General features: G+C 71.5%; 9 protein-coding genes. 6 read left to right on the top strand and 3 right to left on the bottom strand.

Annotation, left to right across the window (positions count from 1 at the left end; all coding sequences use genetic code 11):
• Nucleotides 1-529 precede the first annotated feature (529 nt).
• Nucleotides 530-2,107 (bottom strand): S8 family peptidase, encoded by a 1,578-nt coding sequence (locus ACIA8X_RS13190; protein WP_399458323.1) that lies wholly within the window; start codon nucleotides 2,105-2,107, stop codon nucleotides 530-532.
• Between the two features lie 81 nt (nucleotides 2,108-2,188).
• A complete protein-coding gene (locus ACIA8X_RS13185) occupies nucleotides 2,189-2,662 on the bottom strand; it encodes an ATP-binding protein (RefSeq protein ID WP_399458322.1) in 474 nt (157 codons plus the stop codon).
• A gap of 154 nt (nucleotides 2,663-2,816) precedes the next feature.
• Here ACIA8X_RS13185 and ACIA8X_RS13180 point away from each other — a divergent pair, with 154 nt between their 5' ends.
• A complete protein-coding gene (locus ACIA8X_RS13180; RefSeq protein ID WP_399458321.1) occupies nucleotides 2,817-3,602 on the top strand; it encodes a Scr1 family TA system antitoxin-like transcriptional regulator in 786 nt (261 codons plus the stop codon).
• Nucleotides 3,599-3,781 carry a DUF397 domain-containing protein gene (locus tag ACIA8X_RS13175; RefSeq protein ID WP_393448101.1) on the top strand — a complete coding sequence of 61 codons (183 nt, stop codon included), beginning with the start codon at nucleotides 3,599-3,601 and terminating at the stop codon, nucleotides 3,779-3,781. The genes ACIA8X_RS13180 and ACIA8X_RS13175 overlap by 4 nt, the downstream gene beginning before the upstream one ends.
• Here ACIA8X_RS13175 and ACIA8X_RS13170 read toward each other — a convergent pair.
• Nucleotides 3,765-4,601 carry an oxidoreductase gene (locus tag ACIA8X_RS13170; RefSeq protein WP_393448103.1) on the bottom strand — a complete coding sequence of 279 codons (837 nt, stop codon included), beginning with the start codon at nucleotides 4,599-4,601 and terminating at the stop codon, nucleotides 3,765-3,767. The genes ACIA8X_RS13175 and ACIA8X_RS13170 overlap by 17 nt on opposite strands.
• A 105-nt stretch (nucleotides 4,602-4,706) precedes the next feature.
• On the opposite strand from ACIA8X_RS13170, the gene ACIA8X_RS13165 reads away from it, so the two are divergent.
• The 4 genes from ACIA8X_RS13165 to ACIA8X_RS13150 all read left to right on the top strand — a co-directional run bounded on the left by ACIA8X_RS13165 (nucleotide 4,707) and on the right by ACIA8X_RS13150 (nucleotide 11,169).
• Complete coding sequence (locus ACIA8X_RS13165) at nucleotides 4,707-5,615, top strand: LysR family transcriptional regulator (protein ID WP_399458320.1); 909 nt, start codon at nucleotides 4,707-4,709, stop codon at nucleotides 5,613-5,615.
• Between the two features lie 72 nt (nucleotides 5,616-5,687).
• A complete protein-coding gene (locus tag ACIA8X_RS13160) occupies nucleotides 5,688-6,662 on the top strand; it encodes a hypothetical protein (protein ID WP_399458319.1) in 975 nt (324 codons plus the stop codon).
• Between the two features lie 90 nt (nucleotides 6,663-6,752).
• A complete protein-coding gene (locus tag ACIA8X_RS13155; protein ID WP_393448109.1) occupies nucleotides 6,753-9,398 on the top strand; it encodes a glycosyl hydrolase family 65 protein in 2,646 nt (881 codons plus the stop codon).
• A 64-nt stretch (nucleotides 9,399-9,462) separates the two neighbouring features.
• On the top strand, nucleotides 9,463-11,169 hold the full coding sequence (locus ACIA8X_RS13150; protein ID WP_399458318.1) for a trypsin-like peptidase domain-containing protein: 1,707 nt from the start codon (nucleotides 9,463-9,465) through the stop codon (nucleotides 11,167-11,169).
• Nucleotides 11,170-11,180: the final 11 nt, after the last annotated feature.

The raw sequence follows: 11,180 nt of genomic DNA, 5'->3' as shown, positions 1-11,180 counted from the left end.
GGGGTGTCCGTCCTCGGACCGGCGGCTGGACTTAGGCCGGGATGTGCTGCGTGTTGACGCCGGCCACTGCGGGCGGACACCCCCCGACGCGTCCCCTTGCCGCCGTACGCGACTGCAGGCCCGTAGGGGTACGCGCCGCGCCATCGCGGATCACCTTGTCGCCGTACGCGACTGCCGCACCGCGGGGGTACGCGCCATCGCCGCACACTGGATCGCCTTGTCGCCGTGGGCGACTGCGGGGCCGTGGGGCTACGCGCCATCGCCGGCCGCTGTCATCCAGTCCGTCTCGGCGTCGGCCCAGGCAATCACAGCCCGTGAGCGACGGCCGCTCTCGGCGCCGGCCCAGGCATTTTCAGCCCGTCCGGCGTTTGAGGACGAGGCCCCTTCAGGGCCGACAGCGGGGGTCTGGGGGCCGCAGGCCCCCAGTAGCGCCCGTACCGATGCCGGTGCACTGGAAACGTGCGGTACGTGGTGGACCGGCCCGACCGACGGAGTCACCCCGTGGGTCGGGCCGGTTACTGAGTTGGTGTCAGAACTGCAGTGCCCAGGCGTCGATCCGCCCGGTGTCGATGTTCGCGTTGTCGCTGACGCGGAGTTTCCACGTGCCGTTGGCGGTCTCCGTGGAGGCGTTCACCGAGTACGTGGTGTTGATGTTGTCCGAACTGCCGCCCGTGCCGTACGACTTGAGGGTGTACGCCGTGCCGTCGGGGGCGATCAGCTGGACCTGGAGGTCGCCGATGTACGTGTGGACGATGTGGACCTCGACCGCGAGGGCCGAGGGCGCGTTGCCGGAGACGCCGGAGACCGTCACCGGGGACTCGACCGTGGCGTTGTCGGCGATCGCGTAGTCACCGGTGTTGTCGAAGCGTGGGCCGGGCGGGGTCGTCGTACCGCCGCCGACATAGAGGAGGCGGTTGGGCGAGCCCGTGCCGGGGCTGGTGACGACGCCGGTCGTGGCGGTGGACGTCAGGGCCGAGGAGACCTGGGCCGGGGTGGAGGTCGGGTTGTCGGCGAGGTAGAGCGCCACCGCGCCCGCGACGTGCGGGCTCGCCATCGACGTACCGGAGATGGTGTTGGTCGCCGAGTCGCTGGAGTTCCAGGTCGACGTGATGGACGAGCCCGGCGCGAACAGGTCGAGGACCGTGCCGTAGTTGGAGTAGCTCGCCTTGGCGTCGGTCGAGGTCGTCGCGCCGACCGTGATGGCCTCCGTGACGCGTGCGGGGGACCTGGTGGAGGCGTTGGTCGTCTCGTTGCCCGCCGCGACCGCGAAGGTGACGCCGGAGGCTATGGCGTTGCGTACGGCCGTGTCGAGGGCCGTGTCGGCCGTGCCGCCGAGGGACATGTTGGCGACGGCCGGCTTGACCGCGTTCTGGGCGACCCAGTCGATACCGGCGACGACCTGCGCGGTCGTACCGGAGCCGGAGTTGTTCAGTACGCGGACGCCGACGACCTTGGCCTTCTTGGCGACGCCGTACGCGTTGCCGGCGACCGTGCCCGCGACGTGCGTGCCGTGGCCGTGGCCGTCCTGGGCGGTGTTGTCGTTGTCGATGGCGTCGTAGCCGTAGGAGGCGCGTCCGCCGAAGTCGCTGTGGGTGATGCGGACGCCCGTGTCGATGACGTACGCCGTCACGCCCTGCCCGGCCGAATCCGGGTACGTGTACGAGCTGTTGAGGGGGAGGTTGCGCTGGTCCACGCGGTCCAGGCCCCAGGAGGGCGGGTTGGTCTGGGTCGCGTTGATGCTGAACGTGCGGTTCTGGACCACGGAGGCGACCGCCGGGTCGGCGGCGAGCCGCTTGGCCTCGGTCTCGGAGGCCTCGATCGCGTAGCCGTTCAGGGCCTTCTTGTACGTCCGCTCGATGCCGGCGCCGTAGCCCTCGACGAGGTCACGCCCCGCCTTGGAGCCCGAACGGGCGTGGTCCGCCTTGAGGGTGACGATGTAGCTGTCGGCGACCGCGTTGGTCGCGCCCGCGTACTGGATACGGCCCTCGGGGGCGGCCGAGGCGGGGAGCGCGGTGACGAGGCTCGCGGCTAGGGCCGCTGTGGCCGCCGTGCTGAGCAGGGCCAGTCTTCGGCGGGTGTCTCTTCGGGAAGTACGCATCACTGCCATCTGAGGGATCCTCCTCAATCGGTGGTGCGCTGGTGGGGGGTGCACGGGTGCGGAACGAGCACAGAAGTGGACGGGAGCATGTCAATTTCCTGTGTCGCACCTGTGCGCCAGCCGAAAGATTGAGGCCTCCACAGGAATTGCACAAGGGCCCTGCACGGCGAACTCCGCCCACACCACCTTGCCGGGGGTCCGCTCCCCCACGCCCCACTTGTCCGCCAACTCCTGGACCAGCAGCAGGCCGCGGCCACCTTCGCTCTCGTCCGGCTCGTCGGGGATCCTCGGCTCGCCGGGTCCGCTGTCGTGGACCTCGACGCGGAGTACGTCGCCGTCGTAGCGAACGCGGAGGAGGAAACCGCGGCCGCGGGGCACTCCGTGCAGGAGGGCGTTGGTCGTCAGTTCGCTTACACACAGGAGGAGATCGGCGGTTCTGTCCCAGTCGGCGAGGCCCCAGTACTTCAGGGACCAGGAGGTCATGTGCCGGGCCGCGGGGATGGATCGGCGGTCGCGGGCGTAGAACTGGTCGCGCTGGTAGGGGAGTTCGTTTGCGGCAATCACGGTACGAATGTCGCGCAGAGTCAGTAGCGTGCAGCAGTGCGTGAGCCCGTACAGATTTTTTGTACGGGTCCACGCTGGGGCGGCACTTCGGGTGTGGGGAGTTAGGCAGACCATGAACTCCAAGAAGCTGTCACGGACGAAGAAGCACTCGACCATGCGGATGCTGGGCAAGCAGTTGCAGAGCGCCCGCAAGGCGGCGGGATACACGCAGAGTTCCCTCGCCCAGGCGGTCGAGCTGGACGAGGAGACCATCGCGTCGATCGAGCAGGGCAGGCGACCGCTGCTGCCTCACATCGCCGTCCGCTTGGAAGAAGTTCTGGACGCGAAGGGCATGTTGCTGGCGGGCATCGAGAACATGCCGGAGATCGATCAGTTTCCGCTCAACGCGGAGCAGTTCAACATTCACCTGCGCGAAGCCATTGCCATCTCCTGGTACGAGTGTCTCGTCGTGCCCGGCCTGCTCCAGACCCCGGAGTACGCCCGGGCGGTGTTCCGGGAGCACGTACCCGCGTACGGCGAGGACGAGATGGAAGCGAGGACGGCGGAACGAATCGATCGTCTGGAGATCCTGCGTCGGTCGTCTCCGCCGACGCTGAGCTTCGTCGTCTGGGAGCCGGTGCTCCAGCTCCGCTTCGGTGGGGCGGAGGTTCGCCCCGCTCAGCTCCAGCACCTGCGCGAGCTCACCGAACTCCGGCAACTCGTCCTCCAGATCCTGCCTGTTGACGCGCCCTCGCACGCCGGGACGGCAGGCCCGTTCACCATGCTGGAGACGGCGGACCACCAGCAGCTCGTCTACGCCGAGAGTCAGCTCGGCAGCCACTGGATTGCTGACCCGGATCAGGCGGCCAACTTGGCCCACAAGTATGCGATGCTCCGGTCGCAGGCCCTATCCCCCAAGGACTCCAAGAGCTTTCTAGAGCGTCTCCTAGGAGAACAATGACCAGCGCAGCACTCCAGTGGTTCAAGTCCAGCTACAGCTCCGATTCAGGCCAGGCCTGCCTCGAAGTCGCCCTCACCCCCCACGCCATCCATATCCGCGACTCCAAGAACGACCCGGCGGACGGCCCCACTCTCCAGGTAGGCCCCGACGCCTGGTCGGCATTCACCGCAGCGAGGTAAACGCCGTATCCCGCGTCCGCTTCTCCCACGCCGCGACATCGCCCCGCACCTGATCGAGGTGACCGAGCACGGCGTCCACCCCGTCCTCCCCCAACGGCAACCGCAACGGCGTCCGCTCCGCCTCCAGCGCCGCCAGGATGAGGGCCGCCGCCTTCGCCGGGTCGCCGGGCTGCGTACCGTCCCCGCCGGAGACGAAGCCGCGGGTCTGGCTCACCTTGGGGTACAGCCCGCTGTCCGCGCTCGCCCCGGCCCGCCCCGTCTCGAACAGCGACGTACGGAACGAACCCGGCTCGACGATCAGTACCTTGATGCCGAACTCGGCGACCTCGTCCGCGAGCCCCTCGGACATGCCCTCCAGGGCGAACTTGGTGGCGCTGTAGGCCGAGAAGCCCGCGAAGGACATCTGCCCGCCCATGCTGCTCATCTGCACGATGGCTCCGGCCCGCCGCTCCCGCATATGAGGAAGCACCGCACGTGTGAGGGCGGCGGGCCCGAAGACATGCACATTGAACAGCTTGCGCAGCTCGTCCTCGGTTGTCTCCTCGAAGGCGCCCACATGGGTGCGGCCCGCGTTGTTGACCAGCACGTCGATCCGTCGGTGCCGGGCGATCACATCCCGTACGGCGGCCTCGGCGGCGCCCGTGTCGCCGACGTCCAGCCGTAGCGCCTCCACCTGGTCGGGGTGGGCGGCCACGAGGTCGTCCAGCCCTTCGGGCCGCCGTACCGCACCCACCACCACGTCACCCTCGGCGAGCGCGGCCTCCGCGATGGCCCGCCCGAAACCGCTGCTCGCGCCGGTGATCAGCCACACCTTGTTCATGACAGCTCCTCGTTTCCGCACTCGCCGTTTCCGCACTCGCCCGTCGGCGTAAATCCAGCCTGTCGCCGGGTCCGGTTGCGCGTCCAAGACCCACGCTGATAACCGATGGCTATGACCATGGACGTACATGTGCGCGACCTGCGCTACTTCGTGGCGGTGGCCGAGGAGCTGCACTTCACCCGCGCGGCCGAACGGCTGTACGTCTCCCAGCCCGCGCTCAGCAAGCAGGTACGGGCACTGGAGCGGCAGCTGGGCGTGGAGCTCTTCCGGCGTGAGCCGCGGGGCGTCGCGCTCACCGAGGCCGGGGCGGCGCTGCTGCCGTATGCCCGGCGGGTGCTGGACGTCTGGGAGGAGGGGGCGGGGGCGGTGGAGTCGGCCCGGGCCGCCTCGCGCGGCACGCTGGTGATCGGCATGAGCACCAGCCCGGGGCGCGGCGGCCTGCTCCCGGCGATCCGGTCCCGCTTCACCGCCGCGCACCCGGACACGGTGCTGCGTCTGCGCCAGGTGAGCTGGGAGGACCCTACGGCGGGCCTCGCGGACGGCGACGCCGACGTGGCCTTCGTCTGGCTGCCCCTCCCGGACGCCGACCGCTACGCCTGGACGGTGGTGGCGGAGGAGCCGCGCCTCGTCGCCCTCCCCGAGTCACATCCGCTCGCCGCCCTTACGGAGGTCGACTTCGCCGACCTCGCCGACGAGCCGTTCCTCGCCATGCCCGCGAGTGCGGGGCCGTTGCGTGACTACTGGCTGGCGCTGGAGGAGCGGGGTGGCCGGGCGCCGCGCGTCGGGGCGGAGATCGCGAGCACGGAGGAGACGTACGAGGCACTGGTCGCCGGTCTCGGTGTCTGCCTGGTCGCGGCGGGCAACGCCCCGCTCATCACGCTGGGTGGGGTGGTGACGCGGCCGGTGCGGGGGGTTTCGCCGAGTCGGTATGCGTTGGCCTGGCGTGCGGAGGACGGGGGGCGGCCGCTGGTGCGGGCGTATGCGGAGGCTTGCGGGCGGGTGTCGGGCCCATGACATAACATCAACTTTTCCTTCTCACCCCGCACTTACTGCACTTACCGCACTTACCTCAGCGAGGCCCCTGCCATGGCAGACAGCGAGACGCCGCCTTCCCCCGCGACCTCCCCCTCGCCGTCATCCGCGCCCGGGCCCTCGGGCACCTCGCCGCTGATGGACGACGTGGTCGCCGGCGTCGTCCCGGAGGCAGCCGACACCGACCCACGCAGGCGGAATCGGAAGATCCTCATCAGGCTGGGCTGGGTGGTCGTCAGCTCGCTCCTGGTGTTCCTGGTGGCGAAGAGCGCCGAATGGCTGACCTCGGAGCATGACGCGCAGGTCGCGAACGAGGCCGACGACAAGGTCGACCGGCAGGGGCCCGCGTTCTCGACGAGCGTCCGGGTGGACACGTACGCCCCCCAGGCGACGCTCTACGGCAAGCCGTTCTCCGCCGAGGAGCGGAAGCAGCTCATCGGGCCACCCAAGGACCTTCGCCCCTACAGCGCGGCCCACGACGCGACAAGTGTCTTCGTCGGCGACGTCTGGAACGTGGCCATGGGCGTCGAGGTCAAGGGATACGCCGAAGCCTGGCTGGTGGACATCATCAGCGACAGGAAGGCCGCCCTCGTCGTCAACGACATGCGGATGAAGGGGCTTCAGTGTGCCCCCGCCAAGGCCAGGACCGTGATCATCCACCGGGGCGAGGGCGTCGCCGACTACGACGGAATGTTCTTCGACACCACCCGTCCCGACAACCCGCTCATCACCGCCTCCGAGAACTACGGACAGCCGTACTTCCAGCACAAGAAGATCGACCTCGGGAACGGCGACACACCCGGGGGCCTTCGGATCCAGGTCACGTCCGGCACCCAGGACTGCACCTGGAAGGCCTTCGAGGTCACCTACGTCGACTCCGAAGGCACGCACACCCAGGACATCACGAACAACGGCAAGGGCTTCACCGTGCACGGCCTCGCGGAGAAGCAGCGGCAGGTCTTCAAGTTCTCCGAAGCCGGCATCGAGGAATGCGCCCCGAAGCCGCCGACGTCCTCGCCCTGCGACTAGCCCGGGCCCCCAAGCCCGCACCCTCCCCATACGTGGTAATTCCCGGCGAAACTCCCCCTGCCACCCCTCCCACCCCGCATCGTCGACGGCGTGACGAAGCCCCACCTCATCGCTCCCCTCCTGGCCACCGCGCTCCTCCTCCCGGTTCAACCGGTCCATCACCTCCCCCCGGCGCACGCCGTCCCTCACTCCCCCACCCCCGCCTGCGAAGCCCCCGGCTGGGCCCCCACCGCCACCCGGATCGACGCGAAGGACGCCCACCGCCCCTACGTCGGCAACGGCTACCTCGCCACCCGCGTCCCGCCCACCGGCGCCGGCTACGCCGCAACCGGCGAGAAGACCGGCTGGCCCCTGTACACCCCGCGCTACGACGGCACGTTCGTCTCCGGCCTCTACGGGCGCGGGCCCGAGCACACGGCCGGCCGCGAGGCGCTCGCCGCGCTGCCGAACTGGACCGGCATTGACGTCGAGGCGGGTGGCCACACGTACGGCGCCCACAGCCGTGTCACCGGCTACCGCCAGACCCTCTCCCTGCGCTGCGGCTACCTCCGCACCACCCTCACCTGGACCGCCCCCGACGGCCGCCGCACGGATCTCGCGTACGACGTCCTCACCTCCCGCGACGACCCGCACACCGGCGCCGTACGCCTGCGTGTCACCCCGCACTGGGACGGCGAACTCACCCTCACCGACCGCATCGACGGCCGAGCCGCCCGCCGGCTCACCGGGACGAACGCGGCCCGCGTCGACGCGCGCACGATCGCGGTGGCGTTCCGGACGGAGGGCACCCGGGTCGGCGGAGCGGTCGCCTCCACGTTCCACGCTCCGCCCGGCGGACGGGCGCAGCACCGGCCACAGCAGCAGTCACAACACACCCGTACTGCACGGCAATTGAGTGCCAGTCAGGCTGTCAGCGTCCCCGTCCGCGCCGGACGCACCTACACCGCCACCAAGTACGTCGGCGTCGACACCGCGCTCACCTCCCGCGACCCGCGTTCCGCCGCCCGCGCCGCCGCGCACCGTGCCGCCGGGCGCGGCTGGGGGGCGCTGCTCGGCTCGCACCGTGCGGCCTGGCGGGCCCTGTGGACGGCCGACATCGAGGTGCCGGGGCATCGGGATCTGCAGCTGTGGGTGCGTTCCGCGCAGTACGGTCTGCTGTCGTCGGTGCGCGCGGGTGGTCGGGACAGCATCGCCCCGACCGGGCTGACCAGCGACAACTACGCGGGCATGGTGTTCTGGGACGCGGAGACGTGGATGTTCCCGGCGCTGCTGGCCACGCACCCCGAACTCGCCCGCCCGGTCCTGGAGTACCGCCACCGCACCCGCGCCGCCGCCGCCGACAACGCCGCGAGGACGGGGGTGAAGGGGCTGTTCTACCCGTGGACGAGCGCGAGCCGCGGGCGGCTGTGGAGCGAGTGCCAGAGCTGGCAGCCGCCGCACTGCGTCACCCAGAACCATCTCCAGGGCGACATCGCGCTGGCCGCCTGGCAGTACTACCTGGCCACCGGCGACCTGGGCTGGCTGCGCGAGCGGGGGTGGCCGCTGCTCGACGGGATCGCGCGCTACTGGGCCTCGCGGGTCACCGAGAACCCCGACGGCTCGTACTCCGTCAAGGAGGTGGCCGGTCCCGACGAGTACAGCAACGGCGTCACCGACGGCGCCTACACCAACGCCGTCGCCGCGACCGCCCTGCGCGCCGCGACCGACGCCGCCCGCGACCTGGGCAGGCCGGCCCCGGCCGACTGGGCGCACATCGCCGGGCGGCTGCGCATCCCGTACGACCCGAAGCGGCGGATCTTCCTCCAGTACGACGGCTACGACGGCGCCCCGATCAAGCAGGCCGACACCGTGCTGCTGGTGTATCCGCTGGAGTGGCCCATGCCGGACGGTGCCGCGGGCGCCACGCTCGACCACTACACCGCCCGTACCGATCCGGACGGGCCGGCCATGACCGACTCGGTGCACGCGATCGCCGCGGCCTCGACCGGCGAGCCGGGCTGTGTCGCGTACACCTTCCTGCGGCGCGCCTACCAGCCCTTCGCGCGGGGCCCGTTCGCGCTGTTCTCCGAGTCGCGCGGCGAGAAGGCGGGCGCCGCCGATCCGCTCGCGGGCTCCCCGGCGCAGGACTTCCTCACCGGCAAGGGCGGCTTCCTCCAGGTCTTCACACACGGCCTGACGGGCCTTCGGCCGCGCCCGGATGCCGTGCACCTCGACCCGACGCTGCCGCCCCAACTCGCGGACGGGGTACGGCTGTCGGGGCTGCGGTGGCGGGGGCGGACGTACGACGTCTCGATCGGGCCGGAGACGACCACCGTCCGGCTCCGCTCGGGGTATCCCATGCCCCTGGACACCCCCGAGGGCCGCTACACGCTCTCCGGCACCGTCATCCTCAAGACCCGCCGCCCCGACCTCGCCCTCACACCCGACCTGGCCCGCTGCCGCCCGGTGACGGCGACCTCCGCCGAACCGGGGCTGTACGCGGAGGCGGCCGTGGACGGCAGCGCGGCCACCGTCTGGTCTCCGTCCGCCGAGCGGGCCGCGCTCACGGTCGACCTGGGGCGGGCTGTCGATGTCCGTACGGTCCGGCCGAGTTGGCGGAAGCGGCCGATCGCGTACGCCGTCGAGGTCTCGGCGGACGGGCGTACGTGGCATGCGGTGGACGGGAGCGCGGTCCGGTACGTGCGGGTGGGTGTGCGCGGGGAGGCGGCGCTCGCCGAACTCGACGTTCGCACCTGAGTGCGGATCCAGGTCGGCTTGACAACTCGGGTACATGTGACGGCCGTTGCCCTACCTTGGGCATATGGCGCTGCATCACCACAGTGACAGCTCGTGGCGAGTGAGGGTGGACGACGAGGACGGTACGCCCTGTGGCGCCGGGGTGCTGCTCGACGACCGGCATGTGCTCACCTGCGCGCATGTCGTCCGGTACGCCGGGGCCGCACCCGAGGGCACCACGAGTCATGTCCGGATCAGCAGCGTCGCGTGCCGGCCGGAGTGGAGCCGTCCCGCGCGTGTGGCGCCCGGGACCTGGGTGCACGCGAACGGCACGCAGCGCGGTGACGTGGCGCTGCTCGAACTCGACGAGCCGGCCGGGTGCGGCGCCCGGACCACGCTGTGGAAGGCGCCCATCTCCGGTGACACGGTGCGCGTGTACGGCTTCCCCCATGCCGATCCGGTCGGCATGGGGGCCGACGCGCAGCTCGCCGGGTCCGGCGGCCGGCAGGGCGAGTGGGGGCTGCTGAAGCGGGTGCGGGTGGGCGATCCGTGGATCCAGCGGGGGTACTCGGGCGCCGGAGCGATGGCGCTGGGCGGCGCGTTCGACGGGCGGGTCATCGGCATCGTGGTGGCCGACTTCGTCGACGGCGACGCGAAGGCGGCGTGGATGCTGCCGACCGAGACGGTGCTCCACTATCTGCCCCGGATCGCGGAGTTGGGGTTCTTCGACGGCGACCCCGCCACCGAACTGGGCGGGTCCGGCGGCAAGTTGCCGGACCACCTGCTTGGTGACCCGCTGCGGCTCGCCCTCACGCAGGAGCTCACCCGGCTGCTCGACAGCGGCCGGCCGGGCACCGTCGTCGTCGGCACCGGCGGCACCACCGCCGTGGGCGACTCGTGGCTCGTCCGCCTCGTGCGCACGGCCGACCCCGCGGCGCGGGCGGTGGTCTCCGACGCGGAGCTGACCGGCGCACCCGGCGACACGGTGCTGGGCCTCGGCTCCATCGACGCGGCCTACGACGCGCGCGGCAGGTCGGTCGCCGAGGTGTGCGGTTATCTCGCGCGCCGCTTCGGCCTGCCCGGCGGCGACGCCCGCACGGTGGCCCGGCAACTGCTGCGCCGCAGGCCGCCCGCCTGCCTGGTGGTGGGCGGCGTCGACCGGGCCCAGGATCCGCAGGCCCTGGTGGAGGACCTGCTGGGGCAGTTGGCCGCCCGGGCCCGGTCGCGGGGGCTGCGGCTCGTCCTCGGCTTCGAGGGCGTTCCGCCGGAGGGCCTCGCCCGCGACGTGTCCCTCGACCCGGAACCGATCCGCGGCGCCGTCGTCGGACGCGTGAGCGCCGACCGCGCCCAGGAGGTGGTCGGCCTGCTCGCCGCCGAGGAGGACGCCGCGGCGGCGCTGGAACAGGAGTGGGGCGTACGGTTCTTCGCCGCGCCCCGGCTGCCGCCCCGCACCGCGCCCCGGCTGCGGGTCCGGCTGGCCGTCGCCCGGGCGACCGCGCCCAACCCCGAACTCACCGCGGTCCACGAACAGGCCGTCGCCGCCCGTGCCGCGGTGGCCCGCTTCGACCGCGACCTGCGCCGGCTGGTCAGGACCCAGCAGGACCTCTCCTCGGCCCTGGAACTGCACCGGCTCCGCGCGGCCCGGTACTTCGGCGAGGAGGACCGTCGCCTCGCCGCACTCCACGCCCCGGCGGCCCGCGCCCTGCAGACCGTGCCGATCGACCTCGCGACCGCCCGCCGCTCGGTCGGCCGGTACGCCGACGAGGTCAACCGCCGTATCGAGGAGGTGTGACGCGCCGTGCG

It is taken from the genome of Streptomyces sp. NPDC051738 (assembly GCF_044453205.1).
Classification (GTDB): Bacteria; Actinomycetota; Actinomycetes; order Streptomycetales; family Streptomycetaceae; genus Streptomyces.
Note: the sequence above shows the minus strand (reverse complement) of the source record. Positions and strands in the feature narration are given on the sequence as shown.

Coding starts and splice junctions, on each gene's coding strand:
- ACIA8X_RS13150 (WP_399458318.1), top strand. CDS start 9,463: ATGGCGCTGCATCACCACAGTGACAGCTCGTGGCGAGTGAGGGTGGAC.
- ACIA8X_RS13180 (WP_399458321.1), top strand. CDS start 2,817: ATGCGGATGCTGGGCAAGCAGTTGCAGAGCGCCCGCAAGGCGGCGGGA.
- ACIA8X_RS13175 (WP_393448101.1), top strand. CDS start 3,599: ATGACCAGCGCAGCACTCCAGTGGTTCAAGTCCAGCTACAGCTCCGAT.
- ACIA8X_RS13160 (WP_399458319.1), top strand. CDS start 5,688: ATGGCAGACAGCGAGACGCCGCCTTCCCCCGCGACCTCCCCCTCGCCG.
- ACIA8X_RS13165 (WP_399458320.1), top strand. CDS start 4,707: ATGGCTATGACCATGGACGTACATGTGCGCGACCTGCGCTACTTCGTG.
- ACIA8X_RS13190 (WP_399458323.1), bottom strand. CDS start 2,107: ATGGCAGTGATGCGTACTTCCCGAAGAGACACCCGCCGAAGACTGGCC.
- ACIA8X_RS13170 (WP_393448103.1), bottom strand. CDS start 4,601: ATGAACAAGGTGTGGCTGATCACCGGCGCGAGCAGCGGTTTCGGGCGG.